Origin of the sequence: Streptomyces corynorhini, assembly GCF_003346515.1 — a bacterium.
GTDB lineage: Bacteria > Actinomycetota > Actinomycetes > Streptomycetales > Streptomycetaceae > Streptomyces > Streptomyces corynorhini.
The window spans coordinates 1-24,572 of the sequence record NZ_QQNA01000197.1; the positions used below are offsets into that span (position 1 = coordinate 1).

At 71.9% G+C, this 24,572-nt stretch carries 25 protein-coding genes and 1 pseudogene; 6 read left to right on the forward strand and 20 right to left on the reverse strand.

What is annotated here, in order from left to right:
• Window positions 1–54: 54 nt before the first annotated feature.
• Window positions 55–648 carry a 2'-5' RNA ligase family protein gene (locus DVH02_RS23270; protein WP_114625772.1) on the reverse strand — a complete coding sequence of 198 codons (594 nt, stop codon included), beginning with the start codon at window positions 646–648 and terminating at the stop codon, window positions 55–57.
• 77 nt (window positions 649–725) lie between these two features.
• Window positions 726–1,739, reverse strand: a complete 1,014-nt coding sequence (trpS, locus tag DVH02_RS23275) for a tryptophan--tRNA ligase (protein ID WP_114625803.1) — start codon at window positions 1,737–1,739, stop codon at window positions 726–728.
• A gap of 229 nt (window positions 1,740–1,968) precedes the next feature.
• Here trpS and DVH02_RS23280 point away from each other — a divergent pair, with 229 nt between their 5' ends.
• The 5 genes from DVH02_RS23280 (at window position 1,969) to DVH02_RS23300 (ending at window position 4,925) form a co-directional block, all read left to right on the forward strand.
• Window positions 1,969–2,799, forward strand: a complete 831-nt coding sequence (locus DVH02_RS23280) for a DMT family protein (protein WP_114625773.1) — start codon at window positions 1,969–1,971, stop codon at window positions 2,797–2,799.
• Window positions 2,800–2,946: 147 nt separating this feature from the next.
• Window positions 2,947–3,192 carry a hypothetical protein gene (locus DVH02_RS23285; protein ID WP_114625804.1) on the forward strand — a complete coding sequence of 82 codons (246 nt, stop codon included), beginning with the start codon at window positions 2,947–2,949 and terminating at the stop codon, window positions 3,190–3,192.
• Window positions 3,161–3,685: a DUF6879 family protein gene (locus DVH02_RS23290; RefSeq protein WP_114625774.1), complete on the forward strand. Its 525-nt coding sequence runs from the start codon at window positions 3,161–3,163 to the stop codon at window positions 3,683–3,685. Before DVH02_RS23285 ends, DVH02_RS23290 begins: the two co-directional genes overlap by 32 nt.
• 24 nt (window positions 3,686–3,709) lie before the next feature.
• A complete protein-coding gene (locus DVH02_RS23295; RefSeq protein WP_114625775.1) occupies window positions 3,710–4,561 on the forward strand; it encodes a helix-turn-helix domain-containing protein in 852 nt (283 codons plus the stop codon).
• Window positions 4,562–4,715: 154 nt separating this feature from the next.
• Entirely contained in the window at window positions 4,716–4,925 is a 210-nt protein-coding gene (locus tag DVH02_RS23300) for a DUF397 domain-containing protein (RefSeq protein ID WP_114625776.1), read from the forward strand.
• A 316-nt stretch (window positions 4,926–5,241) separates the two neighbouring features.
• On the opposite strand, the gene DVH02_RS23305 is transcribed toward DVH02_RS23300, so the two are convergent.
• Together DVH02_RS23305 and pdxR are read right to left on the reverse strand one after the other, a co-directional pair.
• A complete protein-coding gene (locus tag DVH02_RS23305; RefSeq protein ID WP_114625777.1) occupies window positions 5,242–5,625 on the reverse strand; it encodes a VOC family protein in 384 nt (127 codons plus the stop codon).
• Between the two features lie 109 nt (window positions 5,626–5,734).
• A complete protein-coding gene (gene pdxR / locus DVH02_RS23310; RefSeq protein WP_114625778.1) occupies window positions 5,735–7,255 on the reverse strand; it encodes a MocR-like pyridoxine biosynthesis transcription factor PdxR in 1,521 nt (506 codons plus the stop codon).
• A gap of 47 nt (window positions 7,256–7,302) precedes the next feature.
• On the opposite strand from pdxR, the gene DVH02_RS23315 reads away from it, so the two are divergent.
• A complete protein-coding gene (locus DVH02_RS23315; RefSeq protein ID WP_114625779.1) occupies window positions 7,303–7,791 on the forward strand; it encodes a carboxymuconolactone decarboxylase family protein in 489 nt (162 codons plus the stop codon).
• A 37-nt stretch (window positions 7,792–7,828) separates the two neighbouring features.
• Here DVH02_RS23315 and DVH02_RS23320 read toward each other — a convergent pair whose 3' ends face one another.
• The 16 genes and pseudogenes from DVH02_RS23320 to DVH02_RS23395 all read right to left on the reverse strand — a co-directional run bounded on the left by DVH02_RS23320 (window position 7,829) and on the right by DVH02_RS23395 (window position 24,549).
• Window positions 7,829–8,197: a helix-turn-helix domain-containing protein gene (locus DVH02_RS23320; protein ID WP_114625780.1), complete on the reverse strand. Its 369-nt coding sequence runs from the start codon at window positions 8,195–8,197 to the stop codon at window positions 7,829–7,831.
• A 9-nt stretch (window positions 8,198–8,206) separates the two neighbouring features.
• A complete protein-coding gene (locus DVH02_RS23325) occupies window positions 8,207–8,521 on the reverse strand; it encodes a type II toxin-antitoxin system RelE/ParE family toxin (protein ID WP_233518417.1) in 315 nt (104 codons plus the stop codon).
• A gap of 142 nt (window positions 8,522–8,663) precedes the next feature.
• Window positions 8,664–9,551 (reverse strand): ABC transporter substrate-binding protein, encoded by an 888-nt coding sequence (locus tag DVH02_RS23330; RefSeq protein WP_114625805.1) that lies wholly within the window; start codon window positions 9,549–9,551, stop codon window positions 8,664–8,666.
• Between the two features lie 88 nt (window positions 9,552–9,639).
• Window positions 9,640–11,607, reverse strand: a complete 1,968-nt coding sequence (locus DVH02_RS23335; RefSeq protein ID WP_114625781.1) for an ABC transporter permease subunit — start codon at window positions 11,605–11,607, stop codon at window positions 9,640–9,642.
• Window positions 11,604–12,959 carry a quaternary amine ABC transporter ATP-binding protein gene (locus DVH02_RS23340; RefSeq protein ID WP_233518415.1) on the reverse strand — a complete coding sequence of 452 codons (1,356 nt, stop codon included), beginning with the start codon at window positions 12,957–12,959 and terminating at the stop codon, window positions 11,604–11,606. Before DVH02_RS23340 ends, DVH02_RS23335 begins: the two co-directional genes overlap by 4 nt.
• A complete protein-coding gene (locus DVH02_RS23345) occupies window positions 12,956–14,527 on the reverse strand; it encodes a GMC family oxidoreductase (RefSeq protein WP_114625782.1) in 1,572 nt (523 codons plus the stop codon). The genes DVH02_RS23340 and DVH02_RS23345 overlap by 4 nt, the downstream gene beginning before the upstream one ends.
• A gap of 59 nt (window positions 14,528–14,586) precedes the next feature.
• Window positions 14,587–16,074, reverse strand: a pseudogene (locus DVH02_RS23350) (aldehyde dehydrogenase family protein); the annotation flags it as partial.
• Window positions 16,075–16,221: 147 nt separating this feature from the next.
• Entirely contained in the window at window positions 16,222–16,818 is a 597-nt protein-coding gene (locus tag DVH02_RS23355; RefSeq protein WP_114625784.1) for a hypothetical protein, read from the reverse strand.
• Entirely contained in the window at window positions 16,818–17,063 is a 246-nt protein-coding gene (locus DVH02_RS23360) for a helix-turn-helix transcriptional regulator (RefSeq protein WP_114625785.1), read from the reverse strand. The genes DVH02_RS23355 and DVH02_RS23360 overlap by 1 nt, the downstream gene beginning before the upstream one ends.
• An 82-nt stretch (window positions 17,064–17,145) precedes the next feature.
• The gene (locus DVH02_RS23365) at window positions 17,146–17,997 is read right to left on the reverse strand and encodes a hypothetical protein (RefSeq protein ID WP_114625786.1); all 852 of its coding nucleotides are present in this window, start codon (window positions 17,995–17,997) and stop codon (window positions 17,146–17,148) included.
• 3 nt (window positions 17,998–18,000) lie between these two features.
• Window positions 18,001–18,372 carry a hypothetical protein gene (locus DVH02_RS23370; RefSeq protein WP_114625787.1) on the reverse strand — a complete coding sequence of 124 codons (372 nt, stop codon included), beginning with the start codon at window positions 18,370–18,372 and terminating at the stop codon, window positions 18,001–18,003.
• Window positions 18,359–20,089 carry a hypothetical protein gene (locus tag DVH02_RS23375; protein WP_233518416.1) on the reverse strand — a complete coding sequence of 577 codons (1,731 nt, stop codon included), beginning with the start codon at window positions 20,087–20,089 and terminating at the stop codon, window positions 18,359–18,361. Before DVH02_RS23375 ends, DVH02_RS23370 begins: the two co-directional genes overlap by 14 nt.
• 174 nt (window positions 20,090–20,263) lie before the next feature.
• Window positions 20,264–21,253, reverse strand: a complete 990-nt coding sequence (locus DVH02_RS23380; RefSeq protein WP_114625788.1) for a malate dehydrogenase — start codon at window positions 21,251–21,253, stop codon at window positions 20,264–20,266.
• A 189-nt stretch (window positions 21,254–21,442) separates the two neighbouring features.
• Entirely contained in the window at window positions 21,443–22,642 is a 1,200-nt protein-coding gene (locus DVH02_RS23385; protein WP_114625789.1) for an XRE family transcriptional regulator, read from the reverse strand.
• A 260-nt stretch (window positions 22,643–22,902) separates the two neighbouring features.
• Entirely contained in the window at window positions 22,903–23,649 is a 747-nt protein-coding gene (locus DVH02_RS23390; protein WP_114625790.1) for a DUF3017 domain-containing protein, read from the reverse strand.
• Between the two features lie 33 nt (window positions 23,650–23,682).
• On the reverse strand, window positions 23,683–24,549 hold the full coding sequence (locus DVH02_RS23395; RefSeq protein ID WP_114625791.1) for a bifunctional methylenetetrahydrofolate dehydrogenase/methenyltetrahydrofolate cyclohydrolase: 867 nt from the start codon (window positions 24,547–24,549) through the stop codon (window positions 23,683–23,685).
• Window positions 24,550–24,572 lie beyond the last annotated feature (23 nt).

Here is a 24,572-nt window from a genome sequence, read left to right on the forward strand (position 1 = left end):
CGGGGCGGCGCGGGACGGGGCGGCGCGGGACGGGGCGGCGCGGCGCGGCGCGGGCTACGGGCGCAGGGCGGGCCGGTCCCGGTCGGCCGGGGTGCTCTGGGAGGGCACCGACGAGGTCTCCCCGCCACCGCCGAACGCGTACTCGTGCAGCTTGCGCCACACGCCGTCCGCGCCCTGCTCGTAGAGCGCGAAGGAGGCGCAGCTCCAGGCCGCGCCGTACTCCGACAGCTCCTCGTACGCCCGGTCCATCGCCTCCTCGGCGATGCCGTGCGCGACGGTCACATGCGGGTGGTACGGGAACTGCAGCTCACGCACGAGCGGCCCCGACGAGTCCCTGACCCGCCGCTGGAGCCACATGCAGGCCGACGCGCCCTCCACGACCTGGATGAAGACCACCGGCGAGAGCGGGCGGAACGTACCGGTGCCGGAGAGGCGCATCGGGAAGGGCCGCCCGGCCGACGCGACCTCGGCCAGGTGCGCCTCGATCGCGGGCAGCGCCGACGCGTCGACCTCCGTGGGCGGCAGCAGCGTGACATGGGTGGGGATGCTGCGTGCGGCGGGATCGCCGAAGCCCGCACGCCGCTCCTGGATCAGGCTGCCGTACGGCTCCGGGACCGCGATCGAAACGCCGAGCGTTACGGTCCCCACATCGTGCTCCTCAGTCGTCGTGCGTGGCCGGTCAGTCGTCGTGCGTGGCCGGCCGGGCGGCCTGGCGGACGGATCTCTCAGTGCTTGGCGGGCAGGAAGCCCACCCGGTCGTAGGTCTGGGCGAGCGTCTCGGCGGCGACGGCACGGGCCTTCTCCGCGCCCTCGGCCAAGAGTGCGTCCAACGTCTCGGGATCGTCCAGATACTGCTGGGTACGCGCCCGGAACGGAGTGACGAAGTCGACCATGACCTCGGCCAGGTCCGTCTTCAGGGCACCGTAGCCCTTGCCCTCGTAGCCACGCTCCAGATCGGCGACGGACGTCCCCGAGAGGGTGGAGAGGATGGTGAGCAGATTGGAGACGCCGGGCTTTCCCGCGGCGTCGAACCTGATCTCCGTACCGGTGTCCGTGACCGCGCTCTTGATCTTCTTCGCGGTGGCCTTCGGCTCGTCGAGGAGGTTGATCAGGCCCTTGGGCGTGGACGCCGACTTGCTCATCTTGACCGTCGGGTCCTGGAGGTCGTAGATCTTCGCGACCTCCTTGACGATGTGCGGTCGCGGCATCGTGAACGTCTGCCCGAAGCGGCCGTTGAAACGCTCGGCGAGGTCGCGGGTCAGCTCGATGTGCTGGCGCTGGTCCTCGCCGACCGGGACGGCGTCGGCCTGGTAGAGCAGGATGTCCGCGACCTGGAGGATCGGGTACGTGAAGAGGCCGACCGTGGCGCGGTCGGTGCCCTGCTTGGCCGACTTGTCCTTGAACTGGGTCATCCGGGACGCCTCGCCGAAGCCCGCGATGCAGTTCATCACCCAGCCGAGCTGCGCGTGCTCGGGCACATGGCTCTGCACGAACAGCGTGCAGCGTTGCGGGTCGAGCCCGGCGGCGAGCAGCTGGGCGACCGCGAGCCGGGTGTTGGCGCGCAGCTCGGCGGGGTCCTGCGGAACGGTGATCGCGTGCAGGTCGACGACCACGTAGAAGGCGTCGTGGGTGTCTTGCAGCGCCACGTACTGGCGCACCGCGCCGAGGTAGTTGCCGAGGTGGAACGAGCCTGCGGTGGGCTGGATCCCGGAGAGGGCGCGAGGGCTGTCGGATGCCATGTCCACCATTGTCTCAGGTGCGGCCGACAGCTCTGCGACGCAACGGCTGGGGAGCCGGACGGCGACGAAGACCGGCGCCAAGGGCCGCGCGGAGCCCCGTACCCCTCCCGGCAGGCTCTGCTCCGTCCGACAGGCTCTGCTCCGTCGGGGCCGACAGGCTCCGCTCCGTCGGGAATGCGGGAATACATGGCCAGTCGCGGCAGTAGAGTCCCTCTTTGTGCTTCTTGGGATGATCTGCGCGCTGGGTGCCGCCGTCTGCTACGGCACCGCCTCCGTCCTCCAGGCCGTGGCCGCCCGCACGGCCGAGCCCGGGACCGGGTCGGGGGTGGATCCCGCGCTGCTCGTGCGGGCGGTGCGGCAGTGGCGGTACGTGGTGGGGCTCGCCCTGGACGGTGCCGGGTTCGCCCTGCAGATCGTGGCGCTGCGCGTGCTGCCGATCTACGCGGTGGGCGCGGCGCTCGCGGCCAGTCTCGCCGTGACGGCGGTGGTGGCGTCGCGGGTGCTGCGGGTGCGGCTGAGCCGGGCCGAGTGGGGCGCCGTCGCGGTGGTCTGCGGGGGGCTCGCGATGCTGGGGCTGGCCTCGGGAACCGAGGGCGGCTCCGGCGGGACGGCCGCGCTGCGCTGGGCGATGCTGGCCGTCGCGGGCGCCGTACTGCTGCTGGGCACGGTCGCCGGACGGCTGCCGGACCGGCCGCGCGCGCTGGTGCTGGGGCTGGGCGCGGGGTTCGGGTTCGGGGTGGTGGAGGTCTCGGTCCGGCTCATCGACTCGGCCGACCCCGCCAACCCGGCGCTCTACGCGCTGCTGCTGGGCGGCGGGGCGGCGTTCCTGCTGCTGACGTCGGCGTTGCAGCGCGGTTCGGTGACGACGGCCACGGCGGGCATGGTCCTCGGCGAGACGATCGGCCCGGCGCTGGTGGGCGTGGTCTGGCTGGGCGACCGTACCCGGGGCGGGCTGGAGTGGCTGGCGGTGGCGGGGTTCGCGGTGGCGGTGGCGGGGGCGCTGACACTGGCCAGGTTCGGCGAGCCGCCGGTGGCGGAGGCGGCGGCGGACGCCACGTGACGGATACGCCGTTACGGGGCGGCCTGGACTGCCTGGACTGCCTGGCCAGGATCCGGGCAACCGGCCGGAACCGCGTTCTTGACACCCCTCATTCACCTGAGCGACCGTGATGCGACGGTCTGTGACCAGCCAGCGGGGGGCGGCACCATGTCTCTACTCTTTTTCGGCAAGGACCCCAACACGAACGGCGACGACTGCCCGACGGTATGGGTCGACGGCAGAACCGCGGACATGGTGTTCCAAGGATGCAAGGCTGACGAGCAGACCGAAGCGGAATGCCTGACGGTCGGACACATCCCCGACACCGAAGCGGTGATCCGGATTCCGGCACGGATGGTGCCACTGATCAGGAAGGCATGCGATGCCGCAGAGCAACGTGCCGGCATTCTCTGAGTTGGTCGCGGACTGCCACAGCTCTGCCGTCCACCTGGAGATGCGAGACGCGTACGGCGTCGCTTCCGAAGCTGATGACATCTCGGAGTGGAGAGCGCGCGGCACCATCACTCCCGAGTCTGTCGAACGCCGCCGTCCCTGGTTGGATCTCGTCCGCAGGACGGTAGACCGTGGCGTGGTCATGCGCCGTGCCCGAATCGTGTCCACACCAGTCAGCGAGTACATTCGCTACGAGCACGCGGGAACATATCTCAACGTCGCGGCAGGCGAGTTGGTCGGCTGGCTGCCCCGTCGGCTCGCCTCGGGCCTCGCGCTTCCCGGAAACGATCTGTGGCTGCTCGATGACCGGCTGATCCGTTTCGGCCACTTCACCGGCGACGGCGCGTCCGCGGGTCACGAACTGTGCGACGACCCGGCAGTGATCAAGGCATGCGGCACGGCGTTCGAATCTGTATGGGAACTCGCCACGCCACACGCGGAGTTCACGATCTGACCCCCGAGGATCACCGGCCAGCTCATGCCCACATACCCGTCATCCGGCGCAGGAACAGCCCGTAAGGCCATCGCGGCCAGACTACGTGAACTGCGCCTGGAAGCCGGGTTGAAAGGGCATGAGCTGGCTGCTCGCTGTGGGTGGCACAAGTCCAAGGTGTCACGCCTTGAGAACGCGATCACGCCGCCGTCCGACGACGACATCAGGGCATGGTGTGCGGCGTGCGGCACGGACAACCACACTGCCGACCTCATTGCCGCGTCACGCACGGCTGACTCCGCCTATGTCGAATGGCGTCGGCTGCAGCGCACGGGACTGCGCCGCCTCCAGGAGTCCCGCATGCCGTTGTACGAGCGCACACGGCTGTTCCGGAGCTATGCCTCACATGTCGTGCCGGGACTGTTCCAGACACCTGCCTACGCCTCCGCGCTGCTGTCGGCCATCGGCCGGTTTCATGACGCCTCCGGCGATGTCGTCGAAGCCGTCGCCGCTCGCATGGCGCGTTCCCGCGTTCTGCACAACGGGGGTCACCGGTTCACGCTGGTGCTGGAAGAGTCCGTCCTGCGCTACCAGCTCGGAACCCCCGAGGCCATGACCAGTCAGCTCGGCCACCTCCTGTCGGTCATGTCGCTGCCGGCCGTGTCCCTGGGAGTGATCCCCTTCGCAGCGCGGGAGCGGGACCTATGGACCCTGGAAGCGTTCAACGTCTTCGATGATCAGCGGGTTCATGTAGAGCTGCTGTCAGCTCAGGTCACCATCTCTGCCCCCAGCGAGATCGCTCTGTATCTCAGAGCGTTCGCGAAGCTGCGGGAAATAGCGGTGTACGGAACCGAAGCGCGCGGACTGGTCACGTCCGCCATCGACGCGCTGCGCTGAAGACTCGCGTGCAACCACGTAGAACTGACTAGGCATTGAGATCCCGGCGTTCCTAACGTGGTGGCCGTACGGACGACGCGATGGCAGAACATGAGCGGGCCGTACAACGGCGCGGGGACCGTCTCCCCGTACGTACGGCGAAGGGACACCCACCATGACCGCTATCCCCGCATTCGAATTTCGCACAGCGGCAGCGTGCCGTGACAAGAAAGTGGGCAATTGCCCGCAGGTGGCCATGAACGTTCCTGGCGTGGTGGCGTTGCGGGACAGCGAGCGACCCGACACCATCGTGACCATGACGGCGGGCCAGTGGACGGCGCTCGCGGACGCCGTGAAGGCCGGAGAGTTCGACCTGAGCGCCTGAAAGCAGGTCCCGTGAGGAAGACGTGCCCCCGCTGCGCTGCCGAGTGTCCTACGGATCCGGAGAACGGGTTGCCTTGGTGCGCGCGGTGCGGGGCATTCTTCGCACTCTCGCCACCGGCCTGCCGGGGCCTTTGGTGGCGGCGCGACGTGGCCACCCGTATCCCCGCCCAGCCGCGTGAGCACTGATCTCGGGGCGCTCGCCGGCCCGGTCCGGCCCCCGTCGAAGGCCCTGTGCTGCCCCGGAACGGATACGCCGTTACGGGGCGCCCTGGCGGCCCCCGGCGGACTCCGCCCGCTATGGGCTGCGGCCGGGGCCCTCAGCTTCCGCCGTATGGGCGGGTGATCGCTTCCAGCGCGTGACCGGACGGGTCGAGGAAGTAGACCCCGCGCCCGCCGTCGTGGTGGTTGATCTCGCCGGGGCGCTTCTGGTGCGGATCGGCCCAGAAGTCGAGCCCGGCCTGCTGGATCCGCCGGAAGATCCCGTCGAACTCCGCCTCGGTGACCAGGAAGGCGTAGTGCTGCGTGCTGATCGACTCCGCCGGGACGGTCGCGTAGTCGAGGGTGACGCCGTTGCTCACCACGACGGGGACGAACGGCCCCGTCTCCTGGCCGACTTCGAGATCCATGATGTGCGCGAGGAAGGCCGCGGATCGGTGCTTGTCCCGGGAGTGGACGATGGTGTGATTCAGCTGAACGGACACGGTGGATTGCCTCCGTAAGGCAGTCTCACGGGCACCTCCATGCCTCACCCGAACGGTGACCGGCACGCGATGCCGTACTCCCGAGCCTAGAACGGACGCACCCCCGCTGTCACGTGGGCAGCACCCGGCACAGCGCCTCCAGCGCGCCCGCCCACGCGCTGTCGGACGGCGTCCCGTACCCCACCACCAGCGCGTCGGGGCCGGGCGGCGCCGCCGGGTGGCGGAAGAAGGACAGGCCCTCCAGCGCCAGCCCCCGGTCCCGGGCCGCGGCGAGCGTCGGGCGCTCCGTGCCGGGCGGCAGCCGGACGACCGCGTGCAGTCCGGCCGCGATGCCGGTGACGCGCACTTCGGGGGCCGCGTCCGCGAGGGCGGCGGCCAGCTGGTCGCGGCGGCGCCGGTAGCGCCCGCGCGCGGCGCGGACCTGCCGGTCGTAGGCGCCCGAGGCGATGAACTCCGCCAGCGTCAGCTGGTCCGGCGTGCTCGACACCCGGTCCACCGCGCCCTTCGCCGCCGCCACCTCCTCCACCAGCCGCTCCGGCAGCACCATCCAGGCGAGCCGCAGACCGGGCGCCAGCGACTTGCTCGCCGTGCCCAGGTACACCACCCGCTCGGGGTCGAGTCCCTGCACAGCGCCCACGGGCTGCCGGTCGTACCGGAACTCCCCGTCGTAGTCGTCCTCCAGGATCAGCCCGTCCGTGGCGCGCGCCCAGTCGACGGCCGCCGCCCGGCGTTCGGCGTGCAGGGCCCCGCCGAGGGGGAACTGGTGGGCGGGGGTGAGCAGTACGGCTCCCACGCCACCGCGCCGCCCCGTACCGCCCATACCCCCTGTACCGCCTGTACCGCCTGTACCGCCCGCACCCCCCGTACCGCCCGGCCCCGCCAGCTCGTCGGTACGGGTGCCGCGCGCGTCCACCCCGAGCGCGGGCGTGCGCAGTCCCGCCTCGGCGAGCAGCGCGCGGTGCACGGGCAGCCCGTACGCGTCGACGGCCACCTCCCGCACCCGGCGCGCTCCGAGCACCTTCCCCAGCAGGGCCAGCCCGTGGACGAAGCCCGAGCAGACCACGATCCGCTCGGGCGCGGCGTGCACCCCGCGCGCCCGCGCCAGATAGCCCGCGAGCGCGGTGCGCAGCTCGATCCGGCCGCGCGACTCGTCGTACCCGTACCCGAAGGCGTCGTTCGGTGCGGCGGTCAGCGCGCGGCGGGCGGCCCTGATCCACTCCTGGCGGGGGAAGGAGGCGAGGTCGGGGGAGCCCGGCAGCAGGCTGTACGAGGGCCGCCCGCGCGGACCGGGCGCGGCGGCGCTCGCGGGCGCGGCCCGCCGGGGCTCGGCCCGCGCGGCGACCCGCGTCCCCGACCCCTGGCGGGCGGTGAGCCAGCCCTCGGCGACGAGTTCGGAGTAGGCGGTCGCCACGGTGTTGCGGGCGACGCCCAGATCGGCGGCGAGCGTACGGGAGGACGGCAGCCGGGTCCCGGGCGCGAGCCGCCCGCTCCGTACGGCCTCGCGCAGCGCGGCCATGAGCCCGGCGCGCAGCCCGGAGCCGCGCAGCCCGGAGCCGCGCAGCCCGGAGGCCGCCGGATCGAGGTGCAGGTCGACCTCGCCGACGCGGGTATTGGCCCAGGATCCCGTCATGGAAATGGACCATACCTCTGTGCCATTGACTGGGTACGTTCGTAGGTATGACACACACATACATGGCCCCCCACACCCCCCGCCTGGACTGGGCGAAGTCCGCCCCCACGGTCTACAAGGCGATGTTCCAGCTCGACCGGGCGGCCCGCGAGGGCCTCGATCCGACGCTGCTCGAACTGGTCAAGATCCGTGCCTCGCAGCTCAACCACTGCGCGTACTGCCTCGACATGCACACGAAGGACGCCCTGGCGGCGGGCGAGACGGTGCAGCGGATCGTGCAGCTGAGCGCCTGGGAGGAGTCCCGGCACTTCTACACGCGCGAGGAGGTCGCGGCGATCGAGCTGACGGAGGCGGTCACCGTCCTCACGGACGGCTTCGTGCCGGACGAGGTGTTCGAGCGTGCCGCGAAGGTCTTCGACGAGACGGAGCTGACCCGGCTGATCGCCGCGATCACGGTGATCAACGCGTGGAACCGCTTCGCGGTGACGACCCGGATGGTGCCGGGCGCCTACACGCCGGGGCAGTTCGCACACTGACGCCGCGCGTCACCGGGTCGTCGCCACCGTCCCGTACTCAAGCAGCCGACGAACGCCCGTCCAAGCCTGTCTCGGGGGGCGGCTCCGTGCCGTGTGCGGTAAAGACGAAGGTCGAGGTGGCGTCGTCCAGATCGATGGTCAGAGAAGCGTCCAGAGCCTTGGCAAGGCGGGTGAGCAGCGGCAGAGTCGGCACGGAATCCCCCGCTTCGATGCGGGAGATCTGCGACTGGGTCATATCGGCGCGCTGTGCCAACTTCACCTGGGAAAGGCCGAGTACCGAACGCCGGTCGTAAACGGCCTGGCCGAGCGCGAAGGCATGTCCGGCCTCGATGTAGGCCGGCGACTCGTCAACCGTCTCGCCCAGCAGCTTTCTGGTCCGACGGGTTGTCCATTGGGAGTGGTTCACCGCATCTCCTCACTTGAGTCGCTCATAGTCGTGCTGTGCGGGCCCGTGCTCCGTCTCGCAGAGTTTCTGCGCCAGTTGAGCACGCTCGACCTCTGCGATCTCGCGCTGCTTGGACTTACGGAACACGGTCAGCAGCACAATGCGCCGGTCGGCGGCGAGCCAGTACGTGATACGGACCGCATGGCCGTCCATGCCGAAGCGCAGCTCGCGCACCTTGCCACCGAGGTGGCGGGAGTACGGCTCCGCCAGAGTCGTCGGTTCCGCCGCAAGCATCTCCGCCGCACGCTCGACCTTGTCGTAATGCGCGTCCGGAAGTAATTCCAGTCATTGCCGGACCTCCGGCTCGATCTCGATCTGCCAGACCTTGCTCACGACCCAGGACTATACAGAAATCAGTATACGAGTGGCGGGCGAACGGCTGCCCCCGGACGCCCGCCTGGCACCTACCGACGATCCGGCCCTGCCCCTACTTCTTCGGCAGCCACTTCCGCCACGTCGGCCCGTTCGCCTCGACCCACTTCTCCGCCGCCGCCTCCGGGGACATCTTCCGGTCCGCGATCATCATCGCCACCTCGTCCTGCTGCTCCGTCGTCCAGGCGAAGTTCTTCAGCAGCGTCGCCGCGTCGCCGCCGTCGCGGGCGAAGTCGGCGTTCATGAACTTCTGGAGCGGGGTGTGCGGGTAGGCGCAGGCGACCTTCTGCGCGTCGGCGTCGCAGCCCTCCTTGTAGGCGGGGAGCTTGACCTCCGTCATGGGGACCTTCTGGAAGAGCCACTGCGGCTTGTACCAGTAGCTGAGGAAGGGCTTCTTGTCCTTGGCGAACTGCTTGATCTGGGTGATCTGCGCCGCCTCGGATCCCGAGAAGACCACCTGGTAGTCCAGCTTCAGGTTGTCCACCAGCGCCTTGTCGTTGGTGACGTACGACGGCGAGCCGTCGAGCAGCTGGCCCTTGCCGCCGCTCTCCGGGGTGCGGAGCTGGTCCGCGTACTTGTTGAGGTTGCGCCAGTCGGTGACGTCGGGGTGCTGCTTCGCGAAGTACGTGGGGACGAACCAGCCGATGTGGCCCGTCACCCCGAGGCCGCCCGCAGGCGTGATCGTCTTCTTGTCCTTGACGTACCGCTCCTCCTGGCCGGGGTGGCCCCAGTCCTCCAGGATGGCGTCGACCCGGCCCTGGCTGAGGGCGTCCCAGGCGGGGACCTCGTCGATCTGGACTGTGTCGACGTGGTAGCCGAGTTCGTGTTCGAGCAGGTACGTCGCGACCGCCACGTTGGCCTGGGCGCCGACCCAGGACTGTACGGAGAGGGTGACGGTCTTCGTGCCGCCCGCGTTGGCGTACGGGGACGCCTGCTTGGTCATGTCGGCCGCGCCGCAGCCGGTGAGGGCGACGAGCGCGCCCGCCGAGGCGAGGGCGGCGATCTTCCGGTGGATTCGGTGGATTCGCACGTCAGGCGCCTTTCCGTCGTTCCGTCGGCTGCGTCACACGGTCGAGCATCAGGCCGAGGCAGACGATCGCGGCCCCCGCGACCAGGCCGGTCGCCAGGTCGCCCTGGGCCAGGCCGAAGACCACGTCGTAGCCGAGCGCTCCGCCGCCGACCAGTCCGCCGATGATGACGACGGCGAGGACGAGGACGACGCCCTGGTTCAGCGCCAGCCGCAGCGCGGGCGCCGCGAGGGGCAGTTGGACCTGGCGCAGCTGCTGGCCGCCGGTCGCGCCGAGCGAGCGGGCCGACTCCAGCGCGGCCGGGTCGACGTGGCGCAGCCCCTGGGTGGTGATGCGGACGACGGCGGGCAGCGCGTAGACCACGGCGGCGGCGACCGCCGGGGCGCGGCCCACGCCGAAGAGGGCGACGACGGGGATGAGATAGACGAACTGCGGCAGCGTCTGGAACACGTCGAGCACCGGCCTGAGCAGCGCCTCGACCCGGGAGCTGCGCGCCGCCGCGATCCCGGCGGCGAAGCCGATGACCAGGGTGACCGCCACGGCCGCCAGCACCTGGGACAGCGTGTCGAGCGAGGGCTTCCACACGCCGAGGACGCCGATCGCGCCCATGGCGAGCACGGCGGTCAGCGCGGTCTGCCAGGTGCCGATGAGCAGCGCGAGCGCCGCGACGATCAGCAGCAGGACCCACCAGGGCAGCGCCTGAAGGCCGCCGCGCAGCGGGTCGAGGATCCAGGTGGTGAAGTGGCCGGCCCAGTCGGCGGTGCCGCCGATGACGGGGACGCCGGAGTAGAGGTGGTCGGTCATCCAGTCGACGACGCGGTTCACCGGTTCGGCGATGGCCACGGTCCCGCCGGACGGCCATTCCAGCCGGCCCGCGAGGCGTCCTGCGACGGCGACGAGCGCCACGCCCAGCGCGACGAGGGCCCAGCCGCGCCATCCCGTACGGAAGCCGGGCAGGTCGGTGCGGTCGAGGCCGGAGCCCGCCGCGTTGGTCGTACGGTCCAGCACCACGGCGAGCAGCACGATCGGCAGCCCGGCGGCGAGCGCCGCGCCGACGTCGACGGAGGCCAGCGCCTGGTAGACGCGGTCGCCGAGGCCCCCGGCTCCGATGACGGAGGCGATGACGGCCATGGAGAGCGCCATCATGATCGTCTGGTTGAGGCCGAGCAGCAGCTGCTTGCGGGCGAGCGGCAGCCGGGCCGTCAGCAGCCGCTGCCACGCGGTCGCGCCGAGCGACGAGACGGCCTCCATCACGCCGCCGTCGGCCTCGCGCAGCCCGAGCGCGGTGAGCCGGGCCATGGGCGGGGCCGCGTACACGACGGTCGCCAGGACGGCGGCGGGGACGCCGATGCCGAAGATCAGCACCACGGGGAGCAGATAGGCGAACGCGGGCAGCACCTGCATGGTGTCGAGCAGCGGACGCGTCATCCGGTAGACCCGGTCGGAGAGTCCGGCCGCGAGTCCGAGCACCGCGCCGAGCAGCACGGACGCGGTCACGGCCACCACCATCAGCGCGAGCGTCTGCATGGTCGGCACCCACATGCCGAGCACGCCGCACAGGGCGAAGGCGACGGCGGTCGTGAGCGCCAGCCGGATGCCCGCGACGCGCCAGGCGATCAGCCCGGCCGCCGCCGTGACGCCAGCCCAGCCGACGGCGAGCAGCAGCAGGTAGACGCCGCGTACGGAGAGCACGACGGCGTTGCTGATGTGGCCGAAGAAGTAGAGGAAGAGGGGGTGGTGGTCGCGGTTGTCGATGATCCAGTCGCTGGCGCCGCCGAGCGGGCCGGAGAGGTCGACGGTGAGCGCGTCGGGCCAGACGGCCGAGCCGGACCAGCGGGTGAGGGCGAGCGGTACGAGGACGGCCGCGAAGACGGCGAACGGGAGCAGTTTGCCGGTGACCGTACGGTTCCTGAGCAGCGCGGACGGGCCGCCGCGTCCGAGGGATCCGGCGGTGGGGGTGGTGGTGGTCATCGCAGTGCGGCCGCCTCTCCGGACGCGGCCCCGGACGCGGAGGCGGTGTCCGGCCCGGAAGCGGTCCCGGTGTCCGGCCCGGAAGCGGTCCCGGTGTCCGGCCCGGAAGCCGTGCCCGCGACCACGCCGAGCAGCCCCTCCCGGTCCACCACCCCGAGCAGCCTGCCCCGGTCCATCACGCGCGCCGCCGGGTCGCCCGAGCGCGCGACGGCCTCGATCGCCTCGGAGACGGTGGCGGAGGGGCCGAGCGCGGGGCCGGAGTCGTGGTCGCCCGGTTCGGGATCGCGCATCGCGGTGCCCACCGTGATCACCTGCTCGCGCGGCACGTCACGGACGAAGTCCCGTACGTACGCGTCGGCCGGGCTGCCGACGATCTCCTCGGGCGTACCGAGCTGGACGACGCGGCCGTCGCGCATCAGCGCGATGCGGTCGCCGAGGCGCAGGGCCTCGTTGAGGTCGTGGGTGATGAAGACCATCGTGCGGTGCTCCTCGTGGTGCAACCGGATGACCTCCTCCTGCATCTCGCGCCGGATCAGCGGGTCCAGCGCGCTGAACGGCTCGTCGAACAGCAGGACTTGAGGATCGACCGCGAGCGCGCGGGCCAGTCCGACGCGCTGCTGCTGCCCGCCGGAGAGCTGGCCGGGTTTACGGTCCTCCAGCCCTTCGAGGCCGACCTTGACGACGACCTCGGCGGCCTTCTCGCGGCGTTCGGCGCGGCTCATCCCCTGGATCTCCAGGCCGTACGCGACGTTGTCGAGCACCGAGCGGTGCGGCAGCAGGCCGAAGTGCTGGAAGACCATGGCGGCGCGGTGGCGGCGCAGCGCGCGCAGCCGGGTGCGGTCCATCGCCAGGACGTCCTCGCCGTCGATGGCGAGCGAGCCGGAGGTCGGCTCGATGAGCCGGGTCAGACAGCGCACCAGCGTGGACTTGCCGGAGCCGGACAGGCCCATGACGACGAAGACCTCGCCCTTGCGCACGTCGAAGGAGACATCGCGTACGGCGGCGGTGCAGCCGGTGCGTTCGCGCAGTTCGGCGGGGGTGAGCGCGGCGAGTTCCGGGTCGGCGGGGACGCGCTCGGCCTTGGGGCCGAAGACCTTCCACAGGTCGCGTACGGAGAAGACCGGTGGCCGCTCCGAGACCTCGGACTCGGTGCCGGGCGGGGTGAGGTCCTTGTCGGCGACGGCGGCGCTCCTGCCCGTGCCCGCCGCGTCCGTGCCCGCGGCGTCCGTGCCCGCCGTGCCCGTGCCCGCCGCGTCCGTCGTGCCCGCCGTATCCGTACCCGCCGTGCCCGTGCCCGCCGTGCCCGTGCCCGCGGCGTCCGTCGTGCCCGTACCGCTGGTGGTGTCGCTCATCGGTTCAGCCCTTCCTCGTCGGTGGTGGCTCCCGTGAGCAGTTCCGCGCACTTCTCCCCGACCATCAGGACGCCGATCATGGGGTTGACCGCGGGCATCGTCGGGAAGACGGAGGCGTCGGCGATCCGGATGCCTTCGAGCCCCCGGATCCGCAGCTCGGGGTCCACGACGGCCTGTTCGTCGGTGGCCGCTCCCATCCGGCAGGTGCCCGCCGGGTGGTAGACGGTGTGCGCGCACTTACGGGCGTACTCGCTCAGTTCTTCGTCGGAGGTGATCTCCGGCCCGGGGGCTACCTCTCGCTTCAGCCAGTGTGCCAGCGGCTCGGCCGCCGCGACCCGCCGTGCGATCCGGATGCCGTCCACGAGGGTGCGGCCGTCGTAGTCGTCCTCGTCGGTGAAGTAGCGGAAGTCCAGGGCCGGTTTGACCTCGGGGTCGGCGCTCGTGAGGTAGAGCCGGCCGCGGCTGCGCGGCTTGGGGATGTTCGGGGTCATGGACACGCCGTGCTCGGGGCGTTCGTACCCCAGTCGCTCCGGGTTGTCGGTGAAGGGGATCTGGTAGAAGTGGAACATCAGGTCGGGTCCCTCGGCGGCCGGATCGCGCCGCACGAACAGGCCCGCGTCGGAGTCCATCGCGGAGTTCTCCGGTATGGGCCCTTCGGTCTCCCAGACGATCACCGACTCGGGGTGGTCGAGCAGGTTCTCCCCGACGCCCGGCAGGTCGTGGACGACGGGTATGCCCAGCTTCTCCAGGTCGGCGCGGGGGCCGATGCCGGAGTGCAGCAGCAGCCGGGGTGTGTCGACGGCCCCGGCGCAGACGAGGACCTCGCGGCGGGCCTCGACCAGCCGCTCCGCGCCGTCCGCCGTCCGTACGCGTACGCCGGTGGCGCGGGTGCCGTCCAGCTCCAGCCGGTAGGCCCAGGTCTCCAGCAGCAGATGGAGGTTGGGGCGGTCGAGGAAGGGGTGGAGGTAGGCGACGGAGGCGGAGGAGCGCTTGTTGTCCTCCGGGTGGTACGCGAGATCGAAGAAGCCCGCGCCCTCGTGGAAGGGCTTCCGGTTGAAGCCCTCGACGCGCGGGACGCCCAGCGCGTCCCGCGCGGCGTCGACGAAGTCGCGGGCGATGGCGTTGCGGTCGCGCTCGTCGACCGGTACGACGTTGTTGCGCAGCCGCCCGAAGTACGGGTCCATCGCGGCGGCGTCCCAGCCCTCGGCGCCCGCGGCGGCCCACTCGTCCCAGTCGGACGGCAGCGGCTTGAACGCGATCAGCGTGTTGTGCGAGGAGCAGCCGCCCAGCACCCGGGCGCGGCTGTGCCGGATGTGGGAGTTGCCGCGCGGCTGCTCGGTGGTCGGGTAGTCGTAGTCCAGCTCACCGCCGAGCAGCCCCATCCAGCGGCGCAGGGTGAGCACGTCCGGCCGGTCGGCGTCGGAGGGGCCGCCCTCGATGACGGCGACGCTGATGTCCGGGTTCTCGGTGAGCCGGGAGGCGATCACCGAACCGGCGGTGCCGCCCCCGACGACGACGTAGTCGTACGCGGCGTCGTGCTCCGGGCCGTTCTCGGCCGTGGATGCCATGCGTGTTCTGCTCCTCTGCTGAAGGGTGCCGGGCTGGAGAGGTACGTCACGGATTGCGGCCTGGCCGGGCGCGGTTCCAGGTTCTGGTAGACGTGCTTGGCCTCGCGGTACTCGGCGAGCCCGGCCGGTCCCAGCTCGCGGCCGATGCCGGACTTGCCGAAGCCGCCCCACTCGGCCTGCGGGAGGTAGGGGTGGAAGTCGTTGATCCACACGGTGCCGTGGCGCAGCCGCCCGGCCACGCGCCGCGCGCGCCCGGGGTCGGCGGTCCACACGCCCCCGGCCAGCCCGTACTCGGTGTCGTTGGCGAGGGTGACGGCCTCGTCCTCGGTACGGAACGTCTCGACGGTCAGGACGGGGCCGAAGACCTCCTCCCGTACGACGCGCATCTGGCGATGGCACTGGTCGAGCACGGTCGGCCGGAAGAAGTAGCCGCCCTCGGGCCGTACGTCGGACGGGTCGGGACGGCCGCCGCCGACGCGCAGCACGGCGCCCTCGGCGAGCGCGGAGGCCACGTACTCCTCTGTTCTGGCGAGCTGGGCGGCGGAGACGAGCGGGCCGCACTCCACGCCCTTCTCGGTGCCCCGGCCCAGCCGGATCCGGTCGGCGCGGCGGGCGAGTTCGGCGACGAAGCGCTCGCGCACCGACTCCTCGATGATCAGGCGCGATCCGGCGGAGCAGACCTGGCCGCTGTGGATGAAGGCCGCGTTCAGGGCCTGGTCGACGGCGGTGTCGAAGCCCTCCTCTGTGGCGCAGGCGTCGGCGAAGACGACGTTCGGGTTCTTGCCGCCGAGTTCGAGGGCGACCTTCTTCACGCCGGGCGCGGCGGCCTGCATCACCTTCGTACCGCTGGCCAGCCCGCCGGTGAAGGAGACCAGGTCGACGTCCGGGTGCGCGGACATCCGGGCGCCGACCGGGTCACCGGCGCCGGTGACGAGGTTGGCGACGCCCGGCGGCAGCCCGGCCTCGGCGAGCAGGTCGATGAGGTCGACCGTGGAGAGCGGGGTGATCTCGCTCGGCTTGATCACGAAGGTGTTGCCCGCCGCGAGCGCGGGGGCGATCTTCCAGCTGGCCTGGAGCAGCGGATAGTTCCACGGCGTGATCAGCGCGCAGACCCCGACGGGCTCGTGCACGACGACGCTGTGGACGGTGTCGGAGCCCGCGTCGACGACCCGGCCGCCGCTCTCGTTCATGACGAGGTCGGCGAAGTAGCGGAAGGCGTCGGCGACGCAGTCGACGTCGACCCGGCCCTCCTCCACGGTTTTGCCCGAGTCCCGGCTCTCCAGCAGCGCCACCTTCTCGCGGTTGCGGACCAGCAGCTCGGCGGTGCGCCGCAGCAGCGCGGCCCGCTCCGCCACGGGGGTACGGGGCCAGGGGCCCTCGTCGAACGCCCTGCGGGCCGCGGCGATCGCCGCGTCGGCGTCCTCGGCCCCGCCCTCGGACACGACGGCGAGCACGGTCGCGTCGGCGGGGTCGAGGATGTCCCGTGTGGCGCCGGTGGCGGCTTCACGCCACTTTCCGTCCACATGAATCGTCTGTTGTGCCGACACGTCGCGTATGGCCTTCCCTTACCGGAACGTTCTCCACCAGCGAGAACTGGCGATTCCGGCACCTGCCCCGAAGGAGCGAAAGCATGCCTGCCACGTGACCGGAAGTGCTCAGAGTCACGCGGGCACGGGGAACCCGGGGCCTGCGGGCTATGCCTCGCGCTCGTCGGCCGGCTCGTCCCGTACCAGCAGCCCGGCCACCCACAGCGGCATGAGCCAGTGCACGAGGAGCGCCCCGGCCAGAGCGGGCAGGAGCAGGGACCCCGCCCGTACGCCGCCGAGCGGGCCGTCACCGAGCGGGCCGTCACCGAGCGGGCCGTCACCGAGCGGGCCGCCGTCGAACCCGCCGAGTCCGCCCGCCGCGACCGCGCCGAGCGCGGCGGCGAGCAGCACCAGGGTGGTCAGCCGGTGGGCGCGCGCCAGCACCCGGTCCCGTTCGGCGCGCTGCCGCTCGTCGAGGACCCGGCCGCGCAGCTCCAGCAGCCCCCGCGTGGCGCTGTTGAGCACGCCGGTCGCCAGGCACCAGGGCACCAGCAGCCCGAGCAGTACGAAGAGGGGCCAGGTCCGGCCGGTGGCCTCCGCCACGAACGGCGCCGCGCCCCCGAGCACACTGAGCGCGAGATGCGCGCCGACCACCGCGCGCCTGCGCCCGGCCGTCGCGTGGAACGGCCGCGCCTCCTCCCTGTTCATCAGCGCCAGCATCCGCCGGTCGTACGCCGTCGGCTCCCCCGTCTGTCGCGCGCTCATCACTGTTTCCTCCCGTAGACCTCGTCGGTGAGCGGGCTGAAGGGCTTCAGGGAGAACAGCGCCTCCACGGGCAGACCGAAGAACTCCGCCACCCGCAGCGCCAGATCGAGGCTCGGGTTGTACTGCCCGCGCTCGATGTAGCCGATGGTCTGGTAGTGGACTCCCACGGCCGCCGCCAGCTGCTGGCGGGAGACTTTCCGCTCGGCCCTGACCACCGACAGCCTGTTGTGCACCTGCTCGCTCATGTATAAGGAGTACTATATTTGGGCGCAGGTGCACAACACCGGAGGGACAAGGGTTCCGACGGAACGGAGGGGTACGGGTCGCTCAGTTCCAGCCCGGCTCGAAGTGCGCCAGCGCCGTGTCCAGCAGCGTCCGCTGCACGGAGATGTCCCCGGCGGGGGCCGCCGCCAGCACCGCGTACTGCTGGTGGTCGGTGGCGGTGAAGAAGCGCTCGACGCACAGCCGCCGACTGCCGACCTCTTTGTTGTCGTACGAGTAGACCAGCTCGACGGCGTCCCCTGACGGGTTCTCCGCGCCGCTGTCCACGGAGCCGATCCGCTCCTCCCGATAGCCGGGGTTTCCCTTGATCGCTGTCGACGACTGGCGGGCCTGCTCCAGCGTGGTGGGGCCGTGGTCGCCCACGGCGAAGATCTGGAGCAGGCTGCGGCCGTCGGCGGCCCGGTAGAAGACGCCGTTCTTGTTCCGGGTCCGTTCCCAGTCCCCGGGTACGGCGAGCGTGAAGCCCTGGGGATCCTCGGCCAGCCGGTAGCCGGACGGCGGCGAGTCCGACGGCTTGGCGTCGTCGGACGGGTCGGACGGGGAGGTGGAGGGGACGCCGGGGGACGACGGGTCGCCCGCGGGCCCCTCACCACCCCCGGAGGCCGGACCTTCCGCGCCGGTCGGGCCGCGCTCCGTGGGCGTGGCCCGCTCCTCGGTCGGGGACGCCGTGACCTTGCCCGAGCCGTCACCGTCCCGCCCCAGCATGATCGCCGCGGTCGTCCCGCTCGCCCCCACCACGGCGGCGGCGGCGAGCGCGACGACGACGTTACGGGAGAACCGGAACGGGGCGTACGGAACGGGCGGGGCGCCCGGCGGGGGCGGGGTGTGCGGCAGGGGCGGGGCAGCGCTCTCCCAGCGCTGGGCGTCGGCGTTCCACCTCGACGAGTCGTCCGCCATGCGTCAGCCGCCCAGCAGCGCGGTGACGCTCTCCGCGACCGCCACGCCCGAGGCCAGCGTGGCGACGGTGGTCCCGGCGACGGCCAGCGCGTCCCGCAGCCGGGCGAGCCGGCCGGGGCTCGCCGCGCCGGACGCGGCGATCTCCTCCTCGGCCGCGACGAGTTCCGCGTCGAGGCCGGCCGTACGGTCACTGGCGACGAAGCGCGCCAGGTCCGCCCGGAGTGTCTGGACGGCGGCCAGCAGCTCGGCCTGGGCGGGATCGCCCGCCACGCCCTGGTTGTTGGTGACGGAGACCGTGTTGTGGTCCCCGATGCCGACCGCGCCGCCGGTCACCGAACCGATCCGCACGTCGCGTCCCTTGTCAGACCCGGCCATGACTGTCCCCCGCTCTGTCGCTGTCGCTGGTACTGGCTCTGGTGGTGGTGTTGCCGGTGCGCACTTCGTTGTGGTCGCCGACCGCGAGGGCGCTGTCCCGTACGGAGTCGATGAAGACCCCGCCCTCCGACACGTTGACGATCTTCTGCTCGAACTCGGCGGTCTGCCAGCCCGCTTCGTACAGGGCCTGCCGCACTCCGCCCGTCACCCGGTCCTGAATGCTCGTGAGGTACCGGTTCGCGTCCATCTCCTGGAAGAGCGAGGCACCCTCGCCGGAGCCCAGTTCCCGTACGGAGACGGCGGGCCCTTCGGGCAGCGCGTCGCCGTACCCGCCGGCCAGCCGCCGCCACTCGGCCAGGAGATACCGGACCACGGCCACCAGGCTCTCCCCGACGGCTGCGGGCGCGTGCCGCAGCGCCCAGCCGAGCTTCCCGAACCAGAAGTTGCTCCGGAACCGGTGTGCCAGCCCGTCCCCCTCGCGGAACCTCTCCCGTACGGGCCGCAGCACATGCGGAGCCACCTCCAGCATCAGCATGCCGCCCTGCGTGTGCACGCGGACGAAGACGGTGACGACCAGCTCCTCCTGCCAGCCGCCGACCTTGATCCGCAGAAAATGCCGCCGGGCCTCGCCGCCCTCCTCGACGGAGTCGGCATGGTGCTCGGCGATGCCGGACGGGTGGAACGGCGCCCCGTCACGCCGCTGGAGCCCGTCGGCCGGCAGGAAGACGCACTCGTCGACGGTGAGTTCGCGCAGCCGGTCCCGTACCGTGTGCGCCGCCGACGCGCGCAGCTCCTCCAGCAGCGGCAGGATCAGCCGCAGCACCTCCGCGTTGCCGACGGCGGACGGCTCGCGGCCGGACTGCGGTCGCAGCTCCACGGCGAGGGTCCAGGGGCGCCGCGGTACGCCGACGCCCAGGAACGGGTTCGCCGAGTGGTACATCACCAGCGGCTCGTGCTGCTCGGCGCGGATCCGCCCGGACAGCCGCCGCAGCCGGGACCCGGCGGTCGTGATCGCCGGGTCCGAGGCGACCGAGGGGAAGTGGTGCGTCGAGAGTTCGACGGCCAGCACCCGGGCCAGCACGCCGCGCCGGATCCCGACGCCCACCGCGACCAGCGCGAGCATCAGCAGCGTCAGCCGGGCCTGGCTCGGCCCCAGGAACGCGTCGAGCGGGTCGTCCATCCCACCAGGCCCGGACCCGGACCCGGGCCCGAACTCGGAGCCCTGCTCCGACCCGGCGTAGGGCCCGGGGTCGTCGGCGAAGCTCCGTACGACCAGCAGCACGACGATGCCGGTCAGCAGAATCCACTCGACCCCGTACGCCAGGGCCGTCATCACCCTGGGCCCGGTCACGACAGCGGTCAGCGCCAGGAACAGGGAGGGCACGGCGACGAGGAGAAAGGCCCAGCCGGTGATCAGCAGCGCGACGACCAGCAGGGCCACCGTGCCGAGGGCCCAGCCGAGTTCCATCCGGCGGGCCCGCACGGCGTGGGCGAGGACCCGAGCCGCGTCGAAGCCGACGGAGGGCGCGACGAAGCGCTCCTCGTGGACGTACAGCTCGTCGAGCACCGTGTCGCGGAACCGGGGATCCAGATACACACCGGCGCACAGCAGCCGGCACGCCTCGCTCGCGGCGGGCTCCACCGGACGCCCGCCCTGCCGGGGCACAGCCGCGCCGGTCGGGCCCGTCGTACGGGTCGTGTCGGTGATGTCGGTCAATGCGCCAGGCCCCCGGGTGAACCGCTACGCTCCGGGGTCGGTCAACCCCTCAGCGGAAGCGACATCGTAGGGCCGGTGAGGGCGCTACCGCACCCCCTTTCACCGGAAGGACGCCCCCGACGAGTGAATCGGGGGCGCCTTGGCGCGCGTGGGGCGGAAGGGGGCGCGGAGGGGTCAGATCAGACCCAGCTCGCGCACGGCGTCGCGCTCCTCCGACAGCTCCCGCACGGAGGCGTCGATGCGGGTGCGGGAGAAGTCGTTGATCTCCAGGCCCTGGACGATCTCGTACGCGCCGTCCTTCGTGGTGACGGGGAAGGACGAGATCAGGCCCTCCGGCACACCGTACGAACCGTCCGACGGGATACCCATCGAGGTCCAGTCGCCCGCGGCGGTGCCGTTGACCCAGGTGTGGACGTGGTCGATGGCCGCGTTGGCGGCGGAGGCGGCCGAGGACGCGCCGCGCGCCTCGATGATCGCCGCGCCGCGCTTGGCGACGGTCGGGATGAAGGTGTCGGCCAGCCACGCCTCGTCGTTGACGGTCTCGGCGGCGTTCTTTCCGGCGATCTCCGCGTGGAAGATGTCCGGGTACTGGGTGGCGGAGTGGTTGCCCCAGATCGTCAGGCGCTTGATGTCCGAGACGGCCACACCGGTCTTCGCGGCGAGCTGCGAGATCGCGCGGTTGTGGTCGAGACGGGTCATCGCGGTGAAGCGCTCGGCCGGTACGTCGGGAGCGGCGGAGCGGGCGATGAGGGCGTTGGTGTTGGCCGGGTTGCCGACGACGAGGACCTTGATGTCGTCCGCCGCGTGGTCGTTGATGGCCTTGCCCTGCGGCTTGAAGATGCCGCCGTTGGCGGCGAGCAGGTCGCCGCGCTCCATGCCCTTCGTACGGGGGCGGGCGCCGACCAGCAGGGCGACGTTCGCGCCGTCGAAGGCGACGTTCGGGTCGTCCGTGATCTCGATGCCGCTGAGCAGCGGGAACGCGCAGTCGTCCAGCTCCATCGCGGTGCCCTGGGCGGCCTTGAGGCCCTGCGGGATCTCCAGGAGACGCAGCTTGACCGGCACATCCGCGCCGAGCAGATGCCCGGAGGCGATGCGGAAGAGGAGCGCGTAGCCGATCTGGCCGGCCGCGCCGGTGACGGTGACATTCACGGGAGTGCGGGTCATGGCGATCTCCGTAAGACAGCTGGCGGTGGCGGGGGTCCCTGCCCCTTGGTGCGGGACATCTCCGCCACTCTCCGTCTCCGTCGCCGGGACGGGTCCTGTCGCCGAGACGAATCTTGACGTGAAGAGATATCCGGCGGCCAGGCTATCGGACCCGGGCCGCACCTCACCCACACCCCCTTGTGGGACGGCTCACGCGCCCGGTGTGCAGCCCTCCGTGCCGCTCACCGCGAGCGTCGCGCACGCCTCGGCGCTCGCGGCGTCGGGGACGGCCGCCATCGGCGTGTACGCGTTCGCGCTCGCCCCGACCGACGCGGTCTGTTCCTCGCCCGTGGCCCGCGGGGAGCCGATCCGCACCTCGTCGCCCGCGGCGGCCCGGGTGATCCTGGCCCAGGCCGCGCCGCAGGTCTTGCTGTAGCGGACCTCGATCAGACGCGTACCGACCGTGGCCTCGGAGACGGTCTCGGCGAACTCGCCACCGCAGCCCATCTCCTCCGGGTCCTTGCCCGTGCAGTCGTCGCCGCCGCACTTCACTCCGGGCGGCAGGGAGGGTTTGTCGGGGGACGCGGAGACGGACGGGGAGGCCGACGGGGACTGCGCCACGGCCTTGCCGCCGTCGCCGTCACCGCCGATGTCGGTCAGCAGCAGCGCGGTCCCTATGACCACCAGCGCGCCGACGACGCCCGCGGCGAAGACCAGCATCCGGCGCCGTCCGCCTCCCGGTCCGTCCGCGGCCCCCTGTCCTCGGCTCAGGGGCTGCCGCTGGGACCGGCCCTGCCCCGGGGCGGCAGGGGAGCCATGGTCAGGCTCCGGCTGCCGGGGGCCCGCGTACCCGCCGGGGTCGCCTGACCACCGCTGCTGCGGGACGCCGAACCCGGCGGCCCGGGACGACGGTACGGCGCCCAGGTCGAGGGTGGCGCCCGGCACTCGGGCTCCGGCTCCGGCTCCGGCTCCGGCTCCGGCTCCGGCTCCGGCCACTGTGTCGCCGGGGCGGGCCGTACCCGCCGTACTCCCCGTACCCGCCGAACCCGCGCCGCCCACGGGCCCCGGGGCGGGCTTCCCCAGGGCCATCCTGGCCTGCGAGATGCGAATCGCTTCCATCGTCATGTCATGACGCATCTCGGAGCGGCTCCAGGCCCGCTCCGCCAGCTCCCACATCGTGGTCAGATGCCCCTGATGCGTGCCGGTGACGTCGGCCAGGGCGACGATCGCGCCCTTGGGCGCGAGCATCCGGCCGTTGAGATAGCGCTCCCACGACGTCTTGCTGTAGCCGGTTCTGTCCGCCACGGCGGTGATGCTCAGACCGCTGCGGTCGACCAGCGTGCGTAACTGGCCGGTGAACTCACTGACTTCCGGATCGAGATCCTCCGGAAGCGCCTTCCAACGAGGCATTCCACCTCCCCCTTGTCCCCGCCTGTCCCCCCGCGACGGCGCCCCCCGGCGGCCGTGTCACGGACGATCCGCGTCGCGTACTACCCACAGGGATGCGCCGAGTCAGGATGTCAGTTCCCTCACCGGCAGCGCATGGAAGCAGTCGGATCGGTGCCGACGCGCCGTCGCGCGCCCCTTCCCACGCGGGCGGACAGAACACCGCGACGCGGCGTGCGTGCGTGCGTGCCAGGCGCCGCGGGGCAGGGGGGACTTGAAAGACCCTAGGGGACGGTCGAGTGGACGATGTCCTCCAGGAACGGGATCTCCAGCCACGGCCTCGGCTGGGTCATCAGCGAGAGCATCACGATCGCCACCCCCAGCAGGCCGTACGTCAGCATGTCCGTGAAGCGCGAACGCACCGCCAGCATGCCCACGGACGGCATGACGCGCCGCAGGACAGCGCCGCCGATCAGCGCGAAACCGATCAGTATCGTGCCGACGCGGAACGCCTCGGCGAAAGGATGCAGTCCCACGATCAGCAGCCCCAGACCGACCGTTCCGAGGACGCTGAGCAGCGGCCACTGGCGGGCCGGTGCGGGGGCGTCGCGCGGAGCGGCCCGGCCGCCGCCCTCGGGGCGCGCCGTGTCCTGGGTGAGCGAGAACCGGCTGCCGGGCTCGGACGGCTCGGAGGCGTCGCCGTCGGCCGACGCCGCGTCCGCCGGGTCCGAAGGGCCGGTTGAATCCGCCGGGTCGGGCGGGTCGGCCGACTCCGCCGGGGTGGTGTGCGGGGTACTGGCCGACGGCGGCTCCGTGGACGATCCCGAAGGCGTGGCGCCCCCCGCGTTCCCCGCGTTCCCCGCGTTCCCCGCGTCGCCCGCGTTCCCCGTGTCCCCCGTGTCCCCTGTCCCCGGCTTCCCTTCGCCCTCCTCGGGAGCGGCGGCGGGCTCCGTGGCGCCCCTCGCCGCCGCCCGCCGCGACCGCGCCGCGCCGTCCGCGCCCGTACCAGCGGCGTTCGTACCAGCACCCATGAAGGTGGTGCCCCTTTCCGGTTCGGCTCGCGCTCAGCCCGCGTCCGCGACGAGGACGCGTTCGGCCGCCTCGACGACGTTGACCAGCAGCTGGGCGCGGGTCATCGGGCCGACGCCGCCCGGGTTGGGCGAGATCCAGGCGGCCACGTCCGCGACGCCCGGGTGGACATCGCCGACGATCTTGCCGTTCTCGTCCCGGCTGACCCCGACATCCAGGACCGCCGCGCCTTCCTTGACGTCCTCGGGGTTGATGATGTGCGGCACCCCGGCCGCCGCCACGATGATGTCGGCCTGCTTGAGCTGCGCCGACAGGTCACGGGTGCCGGTGTGGCACTGGGTGACCGTCGCGTTCTCCGACTTGCGGGTCAGCAGCAGCGGGATCGACCGGCCGACGGTGATGCCGCGGCCCACGACCACCACATGCGCGCCGTTGATCTCGACACCGTGGTGACGCAGCAGCTGGATGATGCCGTACGGGGTGCACGGCAGCGGTCCCTCCTCGTTGAGCACCAGGCGGCCGAGGCTCATCGGGTGCAGCCCGTCGGCGTCCTTGGCCGGGTCCATCAGCCCCAGCACCCGGTTGGTGTCGATGCCCTTGGGCAGCGGGAGCTGGACGATGTATCCGGTGCACTCGGGGTTGGCGTTCAGCTCCGCCACCACCGCCTCGATCTCCTCCTGGGAGGCGGTGTCGGGCAGTTCGCGCTGGATCGAGGCGATGCCGACCTGGGCGCAGTCGCGGTGCTTGCCGTTCACGTACCAGCGGCTGCCCGGGTCGTCCCCGACGAGCAGGGTGCCGAGGCCGGGAGTGATCCCGCGCTCCTTGAGGGCCGCCACGCGGACGGTCAGATCGGACTTGATCGCGGCTGCGGTGGCCTTGCCATCGAGAATCTGGGCGCTCATACCCCCATTCTCACGGATGACCC

Coding starts and splice junctions, on each gene's coding strand:
- trpS (WP_114625803.1), bottom strand. CDS start 1,739: ATGGCATCCGACAGCCCTCGCGCCCTCTCCGGGATCCAGCCCACCGCA.
- DVH02_RS23280 (WP_114625773.1), top strand. CDS start 1,969: ATGATCTGCGCGCTGGGTGCCGCCGTCTGCTACGGCACCGCCTCCGTC.
- DVH02_RS23285 (WP_114625804.1), top strand. CDS start 2,947: ATGTCTCTACTCTTTTTCGGCAAGGACCCCAACACGAACGGCGACGAC.
- DVH02_RS23290 (WP_114625774.1), top strand. CDS start 3,161: ATGCCGCAGAGCAACGTGCCGGCATTCTCTGAGTTGGTCGCGGACTGC.
- DVH02_RS23295 (WP_114625775.1), top strand. CDS start 3,710: ATGCCCACATACCCGTCATCCGGCGCAGGAACAGCCCGTAAGGCCATC.
- DVH02_RS23300 (WP_114625776.1), top strand. CDS start 4,716: ATGACCGCTATCCCCGCATTCGAATTTCGCACAGCGGCAGCGTGCCGT.
- pdxR (WP_114625778.1), bottom strand. CDS start 7,255: ATGACGGGATCCTGGGCCAATACCCGCGTCGGCGAGGTCGACCTGCAC.
- DVH02_RS23315 (WP_114625779.1), top strand. CDS start 7,303: ATGACACACACATACATGGCCCCCCACACCCCCCGCCTGGACTGGGCG.
- DVH02_RS23330 (WP_114625805.1), bottom strand. CDS start 9,551: ATGACCAAGCAGGCGTCCCCGTACGCCAACGCGGGCGGCACGAAGACC.
- DVH02_RS23335 (WP_114625781.1), bottom strand. CDS start 11,607: ATGACCACCACCACCCCCACCGCCGGATCCCTCGGACGCGGCGGCCCG.
- DVH02_RS23340 (WP_233518415.1), bottom strand. CDS start 12,959: ATGAGCGACACCACCAGCGGTACGGGCACGACGGACGCCGCGGGCACG.
- DVH02_RS23345 (WP_114625782.1), bottom strand. CDS start 14,527: ATGGCATCCACGGCCGAGAACGGCCCGGAGCACGACGCCGCGTACGAC.
- DVH02_RS23355 (WP_114625784.1), bottom strand. CDS start 16,818: ATGAGCGCGCGACAGACGGGGGAGCCGACGGCGTACGACCGGCGGATG.
- DVH02_RS23360 (WP_114625785.1), bottom strand. CDS start 17,063: ATGAGCGAGCAGGTGCACAACAGGCTGTCGGTGGTCAGGGCCGAGCGG.
- DVH02_RS23365 (WP_114625786.1), bottom strand. CDS start 17,997: ATGGCGGACGACTCGTCGAGGTGGAACGCCGACGCCCAGCGCTGGGAG.
- DVH02_RS23370 (WP_114625787.1), bottom strand. CDS start 18,372: ATGGCCGGGTCTGACAAGGGACGCGACGTGCGGATCGGTTCGGTGACC.
- DVH02_RS23380 (WP_114625788.1), bottom strand. CDS start 21,253: ATGACCCGCACTCCCGTGAATGTCACCGTCACCGGCGCGGCCGGCCAG.
- DVH02_RS23385 (WP_114625789.1), bottom strand. CDS start 22,642: ATGCCTCGTTGGAAGGCGCTTCCGGAGGATCTCGATCCGGAAGTCAGT.
- DVH02_RS23390 (WP_114625790.1), bottom strand. CDS start 23,649: ATGGGTGCTGGTACGAACGCCGCTGGTACGGGCGCGGACGGCGCGGCG.
- DVH02_RS23395 (WP_114625791.1), bottom strand. CDS start 24,549: ATGAGCGCCCAGATTCTCGATGGCAAGGCCACCGCAGCCGCGATCAAG.